Source organism: Vibrio sp. MMH1-50 (assembly GCF_022347645.1).
Taxonomy (GTDB): domain Bacteria; phylum Pseudomonadota; class Gammaproteobacteria; order Enterobacterales; family Vibrionaceae; genus Vibrio; species Vibrio harveyi.
In genome coordinates, this window is sequence record NZ_JAKRGG010000023.1 from 23123 (window position 1) to 40210 (window position 17088).

Sequence of the window (17088 nt, forward strand, 5' to 3'; positions counted from 1 at the left end):
AGATAAATGAGTATCCGAGAAGTAGGCAGAATATTTACTCAACGTTGGTTTATCGGTTTAGTCGGTGTTGCTGCGTGCTCAATTTTTATTTGGGTCGTAGGTCCCCTCATCACTGTTGCGGGATATGAGCCCTTAAAAACTGACTTTCAGCGTTTGGTTAGCATCCTGGTATTAGTTTTCGTTTGGGGTGTGTTCAATCTTACAAAGCAACATAAGCAAAAAGTAAAAGAAGACGAAACAATTCAAAGCCTGTTAGAGGTGGATTCGCAATCTGATAAAGAAGCTGCCTCAGAAATTAATGTGCTGCAAGACAGAATAGAGCAGGCAATCAAAGTGGTTACCAAAACACATAAAGGTAAACGTAGCTTATACGAATTACCTTGGTATGTACTGATTGGTCCTCCTGGTACAGGTAAAACGACAGTTCTTAAGCAATCTGGGTTGGAGTTTCCGTTAGCGGATTCATTAGGTTCGGACTCTGTTGCAGGTGTTGGGGGAACACGCCATTGTGATTGGTGGTTTGCAAACAAAGCGGTTCTTGTTGATACCGCTGGTCGTTATACGACACAAGATAGCCAAGAAAAAGTTGATGCTAAGGCATGGCATGGATTTCTTGGGCTGTTAAAAAAATATCGAACACAGAGACCAATTAACGGCGCAATTGTGACAATCAGCTTAGCTAGCATTATGTCGCAAACACGCACGGAAAGGAGCCTGCATGCAAGGGCGATAAAGTCTCGTTTACAGGAACTAAAAAACCAACTGGGTATGCAGTTTCCAATTTACGTTCTTCTTACAAAAATGGATCTGGTGGCGGGGTTTAATGAGTTTTTCGCGGATCTGAGCAAAGAAGAGCGTGAAGAGCTATTCGGTTTTATGTTCCCAAAAGATTGCGAAGATGAGCGCGGTGTCGTTTCTCTTTTCAATAAAGAGTTTCATCATCTACTTGAGCGATTGGACGCCCGAATGCTGCGCATTCTGGAAACAGAGGACGATCTTGATAAGCGCGCGATGATCTTTGAATTTCCAAAGCAACTTCGAGTGCTTCAAGCAAACCTAGATGAATTCCTTACAGAAATATTTGCTCAGAACAGCTTTGAAGAGCCCACCCTTATTCGAGGCGTGTTTATGGTTAGCTCGGTTCAAGACGGTATCCCTGTTAGCCGGCTAATGAACGAATCGAGCAGCGGGCTAGGGCTAGGGAAGTTAGGTTTATCTGCTCAGCACCACGGATCTCACAGCTATTTCGTTAGAAGCTTGTTTGATCAAGTCATCTTCAAAGAGCAACTGCTTGGGACAGTCAATCGTCATTATCAAAAGCAATCCAGTTGGCTCCATCGAGGCGTTTACATCGGCTGTGCGGTCGCGTTATGCGGAGCGATTGGAACGTGGTTTATGAGTTATCAATGGAACTCGACACTTATCACCCAAACCAACAAAGAGACGGGTCATATAAAAGCAATGATCGGTGCAGATAGTTTAGATTTTGAATCAGACATTATCAGCGCGATAGAAACACTCGACCGAATCATGACTTTACCTTTGGGAAAGCAAAGCGACTACGGAAATTCGGATGCAATAAAGAAGTTTGGTTTGTATCAGGGCGACAAAGTCTCTCAAGCGGCAAATAACGCCTACACGTCTGCTCTAACCAAACACTTCGCTCCTCTGGTGCTTGATAGCCTGATTTCAGAGATGGAAGGAAACCAAGAGCATCGTCAGTATCTATACGAAACGCTTAAAACTTACCTAATGTTGTTTAACCCAGAAAAGTATCAACAAGAAGAAGTATTAGCGTGGTTTGGCTTTTATTTTGAAAGACATTATCCAGGCGCTCTTAATGAATCACTAAGAGACCGTCTAATGACGCACACTAATAACCTTCTGGAAAGCAACGAAAGAGGCTTCTCATTTAATGACTCAGCTGTAGAGAGTGCTCGAGAAGTGTTAACTCAAATGTCTTTGCCTGAGCGTGCTTACCAACGCATGAAGTTACAATTTTCAAAAAGTCATGTGCCGTCATTCAGATTAACAGACGTTCTGGGACCAAAAGGGTTAGAACAATTTGAGCGAATGAGCGGTAAACCACTGTCTCAAGGGATCTCCGGTTTTTACACGTATAACGGGTTTCACAGCATTTTCCAAATTCAAATTAACCGCACTGTGAAAGGGTTAATGGAAGAGAACTGGGTATATGGAGACGATTTAAAAGCGCATGAAATTGACCAAGCAAGTGCAATCCAGGGTGTACAAGCACGTTACTACCAAGATTATGTGAATGAGTGGAAAAACTTAATTGAAGACATTCAGCTTAAGCAAGCGCCAACCCTTGATCTAGCCTCTACTCAAGCAAGAGTGTTGTCGGGGGTTGAGAGACCAATTGAATCATTATTGCGTGCGATTCAAAAAGAGGTTGGTTTGACCAAAGTTGTCTTGTCAGAGAACCAAAAAGCGGCGTCAGAGGTGGCAGGGAAGGTTGCTAAAGTGAAGTTTTCCAATACCGCTGACAAGTTAGATATGTATTTACCTGAAGAGAATAGCTTTAATGTTTCCTTGCCAGGTAAAGAAGTCGAATCCCACTTTACTGAAATCTTACGTTTGGATGAACAAGATTTTGAAGATATTCAGACAGCAATGGTCAATTTGCGCTCTTACCTGTCTGATTTATCAAGTTCGGGTAACAATCAAAAAATTGCATACAAGAGCATTCTCGATGGAACAGTTACCCAAGATGTTGCTGCGTCGTTTGAACGTGCAAGGGAGTTGTTACCAAAGCCATTTAATCAATGGTTAGGAGAACTGTCTCAAGAGTCAGTTAAGTTTGCAGAGAATGGGTCTAAAGATCACTTGAATCAATTATGGTTAACAAAGGTGGTTAAACCATATCGAAGCTCAATTGCTGGTCGCTATCCATTTGTTCCTAATGCCTCGAAGGAAGTTCGCCTCAAAGATTTTAAGCGGTTTTTCGGTTACGGCGGAACCATGGATGCCTTCTTTAAGGAGTATTTAGAACCATTTGTAGACACTTCAACTCGACGTTGGAAGCTTGAAAAAGAAATTGGTGTTCGTCCAGAAACACTCGCAGTATTCCAGAAAGCCAAACGGATAAGACAAACTTTCTTTGAGCCGGACAATTCTTTGCGCGTCGAATTTGGAATGAAACCTGTTTATTTAGATCAGCATATTACTCGTTTTGTACTGGAGCTGGGTGGGCAAGATTTAGTCTATAAGCACGGTCCTGCTCGCGCGAAGTCATTAAGCTGGCCCGCAGGGCAAGACCAAACTCGAATCGTCTTTACTCCACCAGAATCAAAACGCGAGATTGCACATACCTACGAAGGTGAGTGGGGTATTTTCAAATTACTTGATCAATCGCTAAAAGCGCGTCCGGAGTCGCGAAATGACAACATCGTTATGATCGATTTGAAAGGAAACAAAGTTCAACTGGAACTCATCCCTTCAAGTGCGATCAACCCGTTTTGGTCTAACGAGATGGAGAGTTTTCGATGTCCTCAAACTCTATAACACCCTGTTGGGGCTACATTGGAAAAATGCCTGCGAAAGGGGATTTTGTTAAAAATGGGCTTTCTCAAGAGTTTACTGAACGATGGCATGATTGGCAGCAAGCAATAATAGCTGTTAGTCGAGAACAATTGGGCGAAGGATGGCATCAATACTTTCTCACGGCTCCAATTTGGCACTTTGCACTGGATATCTCCTACATGGAAGACGCAACTTACATTGGGAGTGTCATACCGAGTGTTGACTCTGCGGGACGCTACTTCTTTTTCACCGTTGTGAGACCAGTCGAAGGGAATGCTGTGGATTATTGGGAACAGAGTCAGTGGACTCAAAATAGTCAAGATCTTGCCGTCGCTGTACTCAATGACGACTTTGTATTTGATGCATGGGCTCGAAGACTCACTGACTCGGATAAGACAGTTTTAGATGATGTTCCTACGGCAGAAGTACCGTTAGTACATTACAAAAGCAAACTTTCAACCATTTATGAGAACACCCCACAGTTATCTGCGAATGGTCTTTTAAATCAGATATTAGGTAAGGAATACAAAAAACCTTGTTTTTGGTGGACTGAAGGGTCGGCAACTATATCGCCCTGTATGCTGATTACATCGGGACTGCCTTCAATAGGTCAATATGCGGCAATGTTAGATGGAAACTGGCAAGAGTGGAACTGGTAGGTATCAGCGAATGAATTGGAATTACTTTACTTTTTCGAGGACTCATCCAGGAAAGGTCCGTCCATATAACGAAGATGCATTACTTGATATGTCCGAACTTGGTTTGTGGGTCGTAGCAGATGGTATGGGTGGTCATTGTGCAGGAGACATCGCCAGTCAGATGTTGGTCGATAAGATTGCCCGCTATGCAAAAGACAATAAGACAACCCACATTGATGAGTTGAGAGGTGTTATTCAGCAAGCAAACAAAGAGATCTTTGATTACGCAAAAGAGCATTTAGAAGGTAAAACGATGGGGACAACACTTGTACTGTTATTTATGCAGGACGGGTATTTTCATTGTTTGTGGGTTGGGGATAGCCGTATATACCAACTGAGAGAAGGGAGCTTCACGCAAAAAACAAGAGATCACAGCCAAGTTATGGATCTGGTCGAACAAGGGTTATTAGCGATTGAGGATGCAGAATCACACCCATTAGCTAACGTCATAACTCGTGCGATAGGTGTCGATGAAATAGTAACGATAGACCAAATCTCCGGTCAGCTCTCGAACGGTGATCAATTTCTGTTGTGTAGCGACGGGCTCTCTAAAGAACTGACCAATGACGAGATACACAACACGCTCTATGCTGATTCAGTCAATCAAGCAGGGTTAGCCTTGATGCACTCTGCGTTAGTTCGAGGTGCTAGTGACAACGTCACATGCACGTTGGTCAAAGTATGCTGTGATCAAAATGAAATAGCTGAAAATCAGCAAGATGACGCGACCATTCCTGTTTTCTTGAGGAGTAAAGTGCGTGGATGACCTAATCAAAGCGTTCGAGTGGTTAGAACCAGTACTACAACCTGTCTCTGCTGATCAACCAACGGGCGTGGACCCTCGTGAGGACGTATCTCCTCAATCTGCTTATTACAGATTAAAAGACCACAGGATGGCTGCGCGCAATACAGAGCGTAACGCCATTATTGAAGAAGAAAGCATACTCAGCCACACCAACCTTTGGCGTGTTTTCATTAATGAAGTTCCAGAAGTTCTGACTTCTCAGTCAAAGGATTTGGAGCTTGTCGCTTGGCTGATTGAGGCGCTGACACGTATTTATGGCTTTCGCGGAATGGGGATCGGATACGAGATAGCATCACACTTTATTGATCATTTCTGGGAACAGCTGCATCCCATGCCTGATGAAGACGGAATCGAGACTCGTATTTCTGCAATCATTGGATTAAACGGTATCGAAAGTGAAGGTACCTTAATTTTTCCACTGGCTTCGATTCCGCTTACGGATATGGGGGTAGAGCAAGCTTACGCATTTTGGGAATACCAACAAGCCATCGAATTAGAGCGACTTGATGAAGATAAACGACGTTACAAAGTCGAGCAGGGTGCTGTGGAACTGTCGAAAATCAGCGATACCGTTAAATCCACCTCTGATGAGTTTTACAGGACTTTGATCACTGATCTTGAGTTCGGCATAAGGGCATTTAACCAATTTAGTCAAAAGCTTGATGATGCTGTTGGAGACGTTACCCCAAGTTCTTACATCTCAAAAAAGCTTGATTCAATACACTCGGCATTAAAGCATTTGCTTGGTGACCGCTTTCAGGCACCGAAAGAGGTGATTGAAGAGGCTGATATGGAATCTAACGAGCCGACTACGGTCACAAGCCAGTCAGCGAACAACGGCGAATTGCTGATAACAAATATGCAATCACGCGAGCAAGCGATTGAACAGTTACAAAAGGTGGCAGACTTCTTTAGAGAAAGTGAGCCTCATTCACCAGTTTCTTACTCCATCGAACAGATCATTCGTTGGTGTGGAATGCCTCTGCCGGAATTACTGGCGGAATTGATCTCCGACGGAGATGCAAAGAGAAGCTATTTCCGTTTAGTTGGCATAGCAGAACAAAATGAAAATTAAGGAAGGGAGAACGGTATGACGAGTATTCACTCGAAACTGTCACGAGTAAGGAAGCCTCGTGTTCACATTACCTATGATGTTGAAACCGAAGGAACAACGCTTAAAAAAGAGCTTCCTTTTGTGGTTGGTGTAATGGGCGACTTCGCTGGACAAAATACCGAAGCGTTGAAGCCTTTGAAAGACCGACGTTTCATTCAGATTGATCGAGACAACTTTGATGATGTTTTGAAAAAAATGAGTCCATCGGTGAAGTTTAAAGTCGCAAACAAATTGGCGAAAGATGACTCGCAATTTGAAGTGGATTTAAGCTTTAAATCTATGCAGGACTTCGAGCCCGCAGCAATTGTTAATCAAGTTGATCCTTTACGCCAACTGATGGAAACCCGAAATAAACTTCGTGACTTGATGACGAAGGTCGACCGCTCAGAAGAGTTAGAAAACATTCTAGAGGATGTATTAAACAACACGGAAAACCTGACAAAGTTGGCTGGAGAGTTAAAGCTGGGCGAGTCAAGCTCTGTAGATAATCCAGAGGGAGCATAGTAATGACGACTCAAATTGACAAACAACTTGATCCAACGGTAGAGCAACAAACGTCATCATTCCTAGAGCAGGCGATTGGTGCAACAAAGCAAACAGAAGCTTCTCGTGCCGAAGAGTTGATCAAGACATTAACAGAAGAAGCAATGAAAGGTACCGTTTCCTGGAATAAGAACCTAACGGTGACGTTCCGTGAAGCAATCACGCTTCTTGACCAACAGATTTCGGAACAATTGTCTGAAGTCATGCATCACCCAGAACTACAAAAGCTTGAGGGCTCTTGGAGAGGCTTAAATTACTTAGTGATGAACTCGGAAACAAGTTCAGCATTGAAAATTCGCATGATCAGCATGACGAAAAAAGAGCTTCATAAGGATTTAAGCAAAGCGGTTGAGTTTGATCAGAGCCAAATCTTTAAGAAGGTGTATGAGTCTGAATTCGGTAGTGCTGGTGGTGAGCCTTATGGTGCGCTTATCGGTGACTATGAGTTTACAAACCATCCGGAAGATATCGAATCATTGCGCCTGATGTCTAACGTTGCTGCTTCTGGTTTCTCGCCGTTTCTTTCGGCGGCTTCACCGGCTTTGTTTGGCTTTGATGAATGGACGGAATTATCTAAACCTCGCGATTTGGATAAGGTATTCGAGTCATTGGAATACGCACAATGGCGTTCCTTCCGCGAAAGTGCTGACTCGCGTTTTGTAAGCCTAACCATGCCGAAAGTGCTAGCACGTTTGCCTTATGGTCAAGCGACTTCTCCAGTTGAAGAGTTTGGGTTTGAGGAGTTTGATGTTGACGCTGTTTCCGGCATTGCGACTAATGCAGAACACAACGACTACTGTTGGATGAACTCTTCGTATGTACTAGGTGCGAAGCTCACAGATGCTTTTTCAAAGTATGGCTTCTGTACAGCGATTCGAGGTGCAGAAGGTGGTGGTCGTGTAGACAATCTACCAACGCACTTCTTCATGAGTGATGATGGCGATCCTGATATGAAATGCCCAACAGAAATCGGTATTACTGACCGCAGAGAAGCGGAGTTAGGTAAACTTGGTTTCTTACCATTATGTCATTACAAAAACACAAACTATGCCGTGTTTTTTGGTGCGCAAACCTGTCAGAAACCAGCAAATCATGACTCTCCGGATGCGACAGCGAATGCTGCAATTTCCGCACGCTTACCTTACATGATGGCGACATCGCGTTTTGCCCATTATTTGAAAGTGATGGCTCGCGATAAGATCGGTAGCTTCATGGAGGCAGAAGATGTTGAATCATGGTTGAACCGTTGGATCTTAAGTTATGTGAACGCATCTGAAGGAGGCGGTCAGGAAATCCGCGCGAAATACCCATTAGCTGATGCTCGCGTGCAGGTTAAGGAGATTCCAGGCGCGCCAGGCTCTTACAATGCAGTAGCATGGTTGAAGCCTTGGTTACAGATGGAAGAGCTTACGACTTCATTACGCTTAGTTGCAAAAATCCCTCAATCGGGTGGTTAAGTGAATTGTGGTTGGCTTTATGGGTCAACCACACTTTCCCTCCTGTGGTGTGTAAAAATGACTAACGATACAGCGTTGAATTTCTTAGACCCAAGCGAGCTAAAGCATGAGTTTAGTCCGCTTGGGTGTGCGGAACTTAATAGTTACTGGATTACTCGGTTTGTCGAAACAGAAGATTCAATACACTCGGCAAAAATTTGGTTAGAAGGTACCAAAAGCAGAAGTGTTGCTGAATTTCGTCGCAGTTTGATTATGACCATCAATCAAATAGATCAATTGTTACAGAAACAACTAAATGAAATCATTCATCACCCGAGATATCAGCAGTTGGAGCGATCTTGGGTAGGGGTTAAGTATCTGTGTGAACAAACAGACGGTCAATCTGGTGAATTGGTAAAAATAAAGCTTTTATCGTCGACATGGGAAGAAGTCAGTAAAGATGCTTTAAAAGCAATCGAATTCGACCAGTCAGCTTTGTTTAAACTGCTTTACCAAAATGAATACGGCATGGCTGGAGGTGAGCCATTTGGACTGATAGTTGGTGATTATGAGCTTCGACATGACCCTAACCAAAACTACTTTGATCGGGATTTGTCGGTATTGGGTAAGATTGCCCAGACAGCAGCAGCTGCGTTTAGTCCTTTTGTCATGTCTGCGCAACCAAGTGTATTTGGGGTTGATCGTTTTTCGGAGTTGTCATCTACCACAGACATTACTTCTCAATTTGATCAAGTTGAGTATGGGAAGTGGCAACGCTTGAGAGAATCAGAAGATACAAAGTTTATAGGTATTGCAGCGCCTAATGTTCTTTTTAGGCAGCCTTATATCAAAGATGGTTCTCGGATAGAGGCGTTTGAGTTTGAGGAGACGATTGTTGAATCAGAACAAGAGTTGTTGTGGGGTAGCGCCGCTTTTTGTTTCGCCGCCATCGCAATTAGAACCTATCAAGAACATGGTTGGTTTACTCACATGAGAGGTGTGAAGCAAGGGGATTACACCCAAGGAGCCATTCTAGCTCCAACAAGAAGTTCTGTTCAGCTTATGAGTAAAAACACACGAGATAGGAGCCCTTTAAATCTGAAGGTATCAGAGCGTAAAGAGAAAGAGATATCCGATTGCGGTTTCATTACGATGTCACCTGTCGCAGAAACCGATTTAGTCGGCATGATATCCAGTGTGTCTATCCATAAGCCGAAGTTATTTGAAGACCAGAACATAACGATGAACGCCAAGCTGACTTCGATGCTGCAATATACATTATGTGTATCTCGAATCGCACATTACATAAAGGTAATGGGAAGAGACAAGGTTGGTGGGTATCAAGATTCTGATTCAATCCAGCGGGATTTTCAGCAATGGCTTCACCAATATACAACTGCTTCTGATGAAGCTTCTGATGAACTCAGAGCAAAGTATCCACTCAACGAAGCAAAAATAACAGTTAAAGAAAAACGCGATTCGCCAGGGCATTACTTTTCAGTAGTGCATTTAAGACCTCATTTTCAACTCGATCAAATGGTTTCGGCGGTCAAATTAATTACGGAGTTATCACCGGAGCAGGTGGTGTAAGGGAACACGATGACAACATGGAAAAAAGCCTTATCTGAAGGTCAATTGCAGCAAGCTATTACTCTATTAATTGAAGAGATAAAGTCTGCCCCGAAAGATGCAAGCTTGCGAAGTTCGTTCATTGAGCTGCTTTGTATTAACGGTGATTTGGAGCGAGCGGACGATCAACTGATTCAATCGATCAAGATATTTCCGGAATATTTGGCAGGTGCGAGTCAATTGCGTCATCTTGTAAAAGCGGCGCAAGCCCGTAAAGACTTTAGTGAGGGGGCAGCAACTGCGCAGTTTGTTGAAGGTGATTCAAAGGTTAACGAGTTGATCATCGAGTTGAATCTTGCCATCAAAAATAAAGACTATGAAAGTGGTTATGAGTTGGCGCAGCAGCTTGAAAAAGGAAGAACCACTAAACGCTTTTCTCAAAATGGAAGTATGACCGATGAGGTAAGGGATATCGACGACCGTTTGTCTGGTTATGTCGAGCTGTTTTCTACTGCGGGAAACTACTTTCTTGTCCCAATTAAAAATATTAAATATTTAGAAGTGAAGGATCCAAGCTCATTACTTGAAAATGTTTGGCGACCTGTGGAATTTGATATTGAGGGTTTAGGTGAAGGAGAGGGGCACATGCCACTCACATACATAGACTCATCTACAGACGCCCAAAAGCTTGCCAAAGAAACGGATTGGATACAACTTGGCGCTAGCGAGTTGTTCGTAGGTTCAGGACAAAAGTGTTGGTTGGTTGGGGACAAAGCAGTACCTATTTTTGATCTAAACCAATTGTCAGAAATCGCAGAGCTTGCATAGAGGTTTAGATGGCACTAGCAGCATCCTTACTTGATAAGCTAATCGATAATGATCCTCAATCCCGAGAAGATAAAGACTTTCCACTCACTCAACAGTTGCTGATAGACAATTTATTGAGAGATTTAGAGTCGATGTTGAACAGTCGGATTGGGTGGAGAGAAGTCCCGTTTGAGTTAAAAGAAGCGAATAAATCAATCTTAAATTATGGTCTGCCTGATTTCTCTTCAATGCCATTCAGTAGCCAGCAAGGACAAGGGCAGCTCTGCGGCATTGTAAGAGCTGCCATTCGTGAATTTGAACCGCGTTTATTGTCGCCGGTTGTCAATATACTGCAGGAAAAGAGTGCGGTAGATCGCACTTTAAGGTTACAGATAAATGCAACGTGCCTTATAGGAAATAGTGAGCGCGACGTGACGTTTAATACCGAAGTTGAACCCGTAAATTTAGGCATGAAATTGAGTAGAGCAAAATGAGCGAAGAGTTCTTGAAGTACTATAACCGCGAGTTGGCATATTTGCGCCACAAAGGGCAGGAGTTTGGCGAGCAATACCCAAAGATTGCTGCGCGTTTGGGTATTAACGAAGAACAAGTAGATGACCCTCATGTAGAGAGGCTGTTAGAAGGTTGCGCGTTCATGACGGCGCGAATTCGCCAGAGTTTGGATAACAGTTATCCGCAGTTTACTGAGTCTTTAATGGGGCAACTACACCCAGACTTTCATGCTCCAATACCCTCGATGTCGATCATCAGAATGAAGTGTAATGGGTCAACGTCATCACCCTTTGATATACCTGCTGGAGAAAAAGTAAAGATCAGTGCACCCGGTTTTGATGAGTGCGAATTTAAAACATGTTATGACACACAGATTTACCCTTGTGACGTTTCACAAGGAAGCTTTGATAATGCCCCTTTGGCATCGATAGGTTCTCGTTGGGAAACAAATGCGCACTCGATGCTTAAGTTGAGGCTCAATTCAAATGAGAGTGGGGCGACATTTGCTGACATGGGGGTTGAGACGCTGCGCTTTTACCTGAATGGTCAAACTCAACTCACGCAAAGGCTATATCAACTTCTGTTCAAAAGTCTGATAGGCATATCGCTTTCAGCAAACGGCAAAGAAATTGCGTCATTAACACCACGCCACTTACACGCAGTGGGATTTCATGATTCTCACAAAGTCGTTCCCTATAGTAAGCGAAGCTTTTCATCCGCGAGGATGTTAGTGGAGTATTTACATTTTCCTGAAAAGTTTATGTTTTTTGAGCTGCAGGATCTCGCACTTGAAAGATTAGAGGTAGAAGGCGAGCTCGATATTAGTTTTTACTTTGATATCGACGATGACTGGTTACCAAAACAAGTAGATGAAGAAAGTGTGCTTTTAGGGTGTGTTCCAATCATTAACTTGTACGAAAGCACGATGGAGCCAACACGATTAGAAGCTTCAGAGTATGAGTATCAGATGTCTCCTGGGCATCAAAGTGCTGATTGCAGTGAAGTAGTTGCGATCACGGATGTTACTTTGAATAACTGGAACAAGTCTTATAAGAATTTACCCAGTTACTTCGCTGGCGAGCATAACCATTATATGAACAAAAGTGATTTGTTTTGGGTAATGAGGCGAGAAGATAAGAACTGGGCGGGGGGATTTGATGAACCAGGTAGGGATATCTATATTTCTTTTGTTAATAAAAAACATCAACAGTTTGAATTCGATAGCCATGACAGTTGGTTACTTTCAGTTAAGGCAGAGTGTTGTAATAGAAACATGCCCCAAAAATTGCCTTTTGGTGGCGGTTTGCCAAACGTATTGCTACCAAAAGTAAGTGACAATTTTCAGCAAGTAAAATGTTTGGTTTCAATGACTGAAACAATCAGACCTGATATGGATGAAGGCAGCCGCTGGCAACTAACCAAATTATTAACGCTTTCCCACTTCACTGATGAGACTGGTCTAGCAACGTTAAAACAACGACTTAAACTCTATGCATTTGCGGGTACAGCTGAGACCAAAGCACTTATCGACGCCTTAGTAAAATTAGAATATCAACAAACCACAGGAAGGGTTAATGAACAGGGAAGAGTTGGTTTTGCTCATGGAGTAAAGCTGGTGCTTACCGTTTCTGATCAAATGCTATCTAAAGAGCAAACCTTTCTCTTAGGATGCGTACTTTCAGTGTATTTTGCGCAATTTGCTGAGGTAAATATTTTTACACAGTTAGAGGTAAAGACGAAATCTACGGACAAAGTATTTCATCGATGGCCTGCAATGCTGGGTGAAAAGGTATTGTTATGAATGAGGTGGATTTTTTTCAACAATTGAAAAAGCGACCATTGTTTGAAGCGATTCACCTCATTGAATTGGGATTACTTAAAGGTGGGGCTCAATTAGGGAGCGATTCATTACCTAAAAATGAAAAGGTAGATCTAAAAGTAAACTCAACGCTAGGTTATGAAAACGCACAACTTTCCAATGTTCATCGCTCTGGCAACGATAGGCTGATACTAGAAACAAACTTAATTGGTCTGACAGGGGAACAGGGCGTGTTACCCCATCATTACAGTGAACTTGCGATTAGTCGTCAAAAAGAAGGCGACGGAGCGATGGTGGATTTCTACGATATTTTCAATCACCGTTTACTTTCGTTGTATTACCGTAGTTGGCAGTTGAGTCAGATATCAGTTCAGGCACATGAACATTCTAAAGGGGCTCGTTCCCCTCTCATAAACAGTCTAGAAGCTGTTTCAGGTCACTCTGACCACCTAATTAATCACTACGCCGGCTTATTTGCATCGAGAAACAGAAGTAAAGGCGCACTAAAAACCATTATTGAAGACCTAACAGGGTGTGACGTTAGGTTACACGAGCTTCAAGGGCAATGGTTACGTTTATCAAAGGAAGAACAGACGAGATTAGGTGGAAAGTCGACGCCGGAAGGACAATTTGCTCAAGTCGGTAGAGGCGCATCTATAGGCGCAAAGGCGTGGAACATAAATGCAGCAGTGATGATCGAACTAATACCAACGAGTACAGAGCAAGTCAGTCAGTTACTGCCCAATAACCCATACATAAACACAGTTAAGTCTTTGGTCCATGAGTATGTAGGCAAACATAAGTCCATTAAGTGGAAGCTCACTACACGTCATAAGTATTTGCCCAAGGTGTGCATTACTAAACGACATGGTCAACTAGGGATTGGTACGGTTTTATCTAAACATAAGCGAACTGAAGATCGCGAAATAACTATCACCATTTAAAGGAATCACAATGGCTTTACTATCACTTTCAGCGTTGGTCGAAAGGTTGTCTCCTGTCGCTAAAGAAACGCTTGAACAAGCGGCTGCAATGGCGAGTTCTCGTACTCATCATAGTATAGAGATGACCCACTGGTTGTTATCCATACTCCAGCATCCCGCAGAGATTTATGTTGAAGTATTTAAGAAGTTTAATGTAAACCCGAAACTGGTTGAAACACAGTTATTGTCGCAATTGGAAAAATACAAAACGGGTTGTGAATCGGTGCCGGGACTTGCAACCCACACTGTTACTGTGATGCAAAATGCAGTGATGATAGCAACAATAGAGTTTGACGCACATGAACTCAACTGTATCCATCTATTAAGTGCTTATCTATCGGATGATTCCTTAGCGAATGCGATAAATCAACCTTGTCCTGAATTAAATAAAATTGAAGTGACGACATTGCCTGCATTCAATGAATCGCAGCAGGTAGCAACTTCTGCAGCAAAACAAACTAGCACTGCCTTGGATCAATTTACTGTTGATCTTACAGCACAAGCTAAAGCAGGAAAGCTTGACCCAGTTGTTGGGCGTGATAACGAAATTCGACTCATGGTAGATATATTGCTGCGAAGACGCCAAAACAACCCAATTCTCACAGGGGAGGCGGGAGTTGGTAAAACGGCTGTAGTAGAAGGGTTAGCCCTAAAAATTGTCGAAGGTGACGTCCCTCCAGCATTGCAAGGTGTTGCTATTAAGTCGTTAGATATGGCTTTACTACAAGCCGGAGCAGGAATGAAAGGTGAGTTTGAAAACCGCCTAAAAAATGTCATAAAAGAAGTTAATCAATCTGATACACCGATTATTCTTTTTATCGATGAAGCTCATGGTCTGATTGGCGGAGGTGGTCAGGCGGGGCAAGGTGACGCTGCTAATATTTTAAAGCCAGCACTCGCAAGAGGTGAGTTAAGAACTATTGCTGCAACAACTTGGGCTGAGTACAAAAAGTACTTTGAAAAAGATGCAGCGCTGACTAGGCGTTTCCAAGTGGTCAAAGTAGATGAACCCACTCCGGAAGTTGCAGTGGATATGCTTCGCGGTTTATTGAATGTGATGTCGAACCATCATGGCGTATATATTACCAGCCAAGCATTAGAAGCCGCTGTTCAACTGTCTTCTCGATACATCAATGGTCGACAACTTCCTGACAAAGCGGTGTCTGTATTAGATACAGCGTGTTCACGCGTAGCCTTAAGTCAATCTTCAATACCCGGTGTATTGGATAACAAGAAAAAGGCAATGCAGCTAAAACAAGCAGAATTAGAACAACTGATTAAAGAGTCTCAATTTGGTCGCGACCATAGTGATGTGATAGAGAATATTCGAATCGAGATTGACCAGCTCTCTCACTCAGTACTTACTCTTGAGGCGCAATGGCAACAAGAACAACTTTGGGTTGAAGATGCAAAAGCCTTACGTAATAAAATCCTCCTATCTCCGTCAGATTCTGACAAACAAAAATTGATCGAGATTGAAGAACAACTCGGTACGAATGCTCAGCCTTTGGTGTTCTCTCATGTAGGGGATGCATTGATCGCCGAAGTAATCTCTGATTGGACTGGTATTCCGCTAGGTAAGCTGCAAGATGACGAGATTAAGGCAGTATTGAACTTAAAAGAGAGTTTAATTAAACGAGTTGTAGGGCAAAATCATGCTCTTGAAACCATGTCGGAAGTGATTAAAACGGCAAGTGCCCAACTTACAGATGAATCGAAGCCAAACGGGGTGTTTCTGCTTATTGGACCAAGCGGAGTCGGTAAAACTGAATCCGCATTAGCAATAGCGGAAAAGGTGTATGGTAGTGAAGAAAACGTTACCACGATCAACATGTCAGAGTTTAAAGAGGAACATAAAGTCTCATTACTATTAGGCTCTCCTCCTGGCTATGTCGGTTATGGTGAAGGTGGTGTGTTGACGGAGGCGGTGAGAAGGAAGCCATACAGCGTCATTCTTTTAGATGAAATGGAAAAAGCGCACCCAGGTGTCCAAGATATCTTTTATCAAGTGTTTGATAAGGGAATGATCAAAGATGGTGAAGGTAGAGACATTGACTTCAAAAATACCATTATCATTATGACGGCAAATACTGGTACAGATACAACAATGTCATTGTTTGAAGACCCTGACTTAGCTCCAGATGTTGGCGCCCTAAAAAATGCGTTGAGAGATGATTTAATTGCGGACTTTAAACCTGCTTTCTTGGGACGTGTAAATGTCCTACCTTACTTACCATTAGACGAAACAGTATTGAAAAATATTACTCACCTAAAAGTAAAAAAAATCTCAGATAGAATTAGAAAAAACTATTCCTCAGAGCTGATAGTGAGTGATCAATTAATAAATAATATTGTTGCTAGTAGTAATGAATCAGGAAGTGGAGCAAGGGTCATACAAACAACCATTGAAAATACACTGTTGCCTAAAATATCGCATGAAATCCTTACGGCGATTCTTAAAGGTAAGAATTTTAAAGAGATTAAGGTCGAGGGTGAAGTTAATTCTTTAACTGTCTCACTTTTATAACAATTATTTCAAAATGAAATTAATATGAGAGTTGCTTCGTAATAAGCATTTTACATTTAAAATAACGCTTATATTAAATCTAAATACAAGATATAAAATATCGTATTTAAAAATTGGTTTTTGATACATTAATCATTAGTTTTAATTGATGATTAAAATATAAAATTACTATGTAATATGTCATTAATAATGCTATAGGAGATTAGCATGCAGTCTAACACGTATCTTAAATATGCAGATATTAAAGGTGAGGCAACAGCCGAACAGTACAAGGATCTAATTACTCTACTATCTGTAGATTGGAGTGTTGGTCGTGAAATTTCATCGTACACTGGTACAGCGATGGACCGCGAAGCAAGTGCAACACGTCTATACGATTTGACGATCACTAAGCTTCAAGACCGTTCATCACCGGACCTATTTAAAGAAGCTACCATTGGTAAAGGTAAACCAGCGGTATTCCACATCACCAAGCAAGGTGAAAAGGTAGAAGAGATCATGAAAATCGAACTTACCGATGCAATGATTTCAAACTACTCTGTGTCAATCCAGGACGATCGTCCAATTGAAACAATCACTATTTCTTACACTGAAATGATGATGACAGTTACACCTACTGACGATAAGAACAACACATCTGCGCCATTAGTATATGGCTACAGCGGTGTTAAAGGTCAGCAAATGTAATTGTATTGCGGGAAGAGCTTTCTTCCCGCTAATTTATAAAGAAG

General features: G+C 42.4%; 13 protein-coding genes. All 13 read left to right on the forward strand.

Annotated elements, in window-relative coordinates:
- The first annotated feature begins 6 nt into the window (after nucleotides 1-6).
- The 13 genes from tssM (at nucleotide 7) to MHO32_RS16490 (ending at nucleotide 17044) form a co-directional block, all read left to right on the forward strand.
- Nucleotides 7-3525, forward strand: a complete 3519-nt coding sequence (tssM, locus tag MHO32_RS16430) for a type VI secretion system membrane subunit TssM (RefSeq protein ID WP_017818773.1) — start codon at nucleotides 7-9, stop codon at nucleotides 3523-3525.
- Nucleotides 3507-4202 carry a type VI secretion system-associated protein TagF gene (gene tagF / locus MHO32_RS16435; protein WP_050936447.1) on the forward strand — a complete coding sequence of 232 codons (696 nt, stop codon included), beginning with the start codon at nucleotides 3507-3509 and terminating at the stop codon, nucleotides 4200-4202. Before tssM ends, tagF begins: the two co-directional genes overlap by 19 nt.
- Nucleotides 4203-4212: 10 nt before the next feature.
- The gene (locus tag MHO32_RS16440; RefSeq protein WP_239212969.1) at nucleotides 4213-5007 is read left to right on the forward strand and encodes a PP2C family protein-serine/threonine phosphatase; all 795 of its coding nucleotides are present in this window, start codon (nucleotides 4213-4215) and stop codon (nucleotides 5005-5007) included.
- Nucleotides 5000-6121 carry a type VI secretion system protein TssA gene (tssA, locus tag MHO32_RS16445; protein WP_239212970.1) on the forward strand — a complete coding sequence of 374 codons (1122 nt, stop codon included), beginning with the start codon at nucleotides 5000-5002 and terminating at the stop codon, nucleotides 6119-6121. Before MHO32_RS16440 ends, tssA begins: the two co-directional genes overlap by 8 nt.
- A 15-nt stretch (nucleotides 6122-6136) precedes the next feature.
- On the forward strand, nucleotides 6137-6664 hold the full coding sequence (tssB, locus tag MHO32_RS16450; protein WP_005447041.1) for a type VI secretion system contractile sheath small subunit: 528 nt from the start codon (nucleotides 6137-6139) through the stop codon (nucleotides 6662-6664).
- Nucleotides 6665-6666: 2 nt separating this feature from the next.
- Complete coding sequence (tssC, locus tag MHO32_RS16455) at nucleotides 6667-8160, forward strand: type VI secretion system contractile sheath large subunit (RefSeq protein ID WP_005447040.1); 1494 nt, start codon at nucleotides 6667-6669, stop codon at nucleotides 8158-8160.
- Nucleotides 8161-8217: 57 nt separating this feature from the next.
- Nucleotides 8218-9729: a type VI secretion system contractile sheath large subunit gene (gene tssC / locus MHO32_RS16460; RefSeq protein WP_005447039.1), complete on the forward strand. Its 1512-nt coding sequence runs from the start codon at nucleotides 8218-8220 to the stop codon at nucleotides 9727-9729.
- Nucleotides 9730-9738: 9 nt separating this feature from the next.
- The gene (locus MHO32_RS16465) at nucleotides 9739-10536 is read left to right on the forward strand and encodes a type VI secretion system accessory protein TagJ (RefSeq protein WP_239212971.1); all 798 of its coding nucleotides are present in this window, start codon (nucleotides 9739-9741) and stop codon (nucleotides 10534-10536) included.
- Nucleotides 10537-10544: 8 nt separating this feature from the next.
- Entirely contained in the window at nucleotides 10545-11009 is a 465-nt protein-coding gene (gene tssE, locus MHO32_RS16470; RefSeq protein ID WP_239212972.1) for a type VI secretion system baseplate subunit TssE, read from the forward strand.
- Nucleotides 11006-12829 carry a type VI secretion system baseplate subunit TssF gene (gene tssF, locus MHO32_RS16475; protein ID WP_239212981.1) on the forward strand — a complete coding sequence of 608 codons (1824 nt, stop codon included), beginning with the start codon at nucleotides 11006-11008 and terminating at the stop codon, nucleotides 12827-12829. Before tssE ends, tssF begins: the two co-directional genes overlap by 4 nt.
- On the forward strand, nucleotides 12826-13791 hold the full coding sequence (tssG, locus tag MHO32_RS16480; RefSeq protein ID WP_029789717.1) for a type VI secretion system baseplate subunit TssG: 966 nt from the start codon (nucleotides 12826-12828) through the stop codon (nucleotides 13789-13791). The genes tssF and tssG overlap by 4 nt, the downstream gene beginning before the upstream one ends.
- A 10-nt stretch (nucleotides 13792-13801) precedes the next feature.
- Nucleotides 13802-16357, forward strand: coding sequence for a type VI secretion system ATPase TssH (gene tssH / locus MHO32_RS16485; protein WP_172580947.1), 2556 nt, complete (start codon nucleotides 13802-13804; stop codon nucleotides 16355-16357).
- A gap of 207 nt (nucleotides 16358-16564) precedes the next feature.
- Nucleotides 16565-17044: an Hcp family type VI secretion system effector gene (locus MHO32_RS16490; protein WP_005447029.1), complete on the forward strand. Its 480-nt coding sequence runs from the start codon at nucleotides 16565-16567 to the stop codon at nucleotides 17042-17044.
- Nucleotides 17045-17088: the final 44 nt, after the last annotated feature.

Bases quoted from the DNA above. Each gene is read 5' to 3' on its own strand.
- tssB (WP_005447041.1), top strand. From the start codon at position 6,137: ATGACGAGTATTCACTCGAAACTGTCACGAGTAAGGAAGCCTCGTGTT.
- tagF (WP_050936447.1), top strand. From the start codon at position 3,507: ATGTCCTCAAACTCTATAACACCCTGTTGGGGCTACATTGGAAAAATG.
- MHO32_RS16440 (WP_239212969.1), top strand. From the start codon at position 4,213: ATGAATTGGAATTACTTTACTTTTTCGAGGACTCATCCAGGAAAGGTC.
- MHO32_RS16465 (WP_239212971.1), top strand. From the start codon at position 9,739: ATGACAACATGGAAAAAAGCCTTATCTGAAGGTCAATTGCAGCAAGCT.
- tssM (WP_017818773.1), top strand. From the start codon at position 7: ATGAGTATCCGAGAAGTAGGCAGAATATTTACTCAACGTTGGTTTATC.
- MHO32_RS16490 (WP_005447029.1), top strand. From the start codon at position 16,565: ATGCAGTCTAACACGTATCTTAAATATGCAGATATTAAAGGTGAGGCA.
- tssG (WP_029789717.1), top strand. From the start codon at position 12,826: ATGAATGAGGTGGATTTTTTTCAACAATTGAAAAAGCGACCATTGTTT.
- tssH (WP_172580947.1), top strand. From the start codon at position 13,802: ATGGCTTTACTATCACTTTCAGCGTTGGTCGAAAGGTTGTCTCCTGTC.
- tssF (WP_239212981.1), top strand. From the start codon at position 11,006: ATGAGCGAAGAGTTCTTGAAGTACTATAACCGCGAGTTGGCATATTTG.
- tssC (WP_005447040.1), top strand. From the start codon at position 6,667: ATGACGACTCAAATTGACAAACAACTTGATCCAACGGTAGAGCAACAA.
- tssC (WP_005447039.1), top strand. From the start codon at position 8,218: ATGACTAACGATACAGCGTTGAATTTCTTAGACCCAAGCGAGCTAAAG.
- tssE (WP_239212972.1), top strand. From the start codon at position 10,545: ATGGCACTAGCAGCATCCTTACTTGATAAGCTAATCGATAATGATCCT.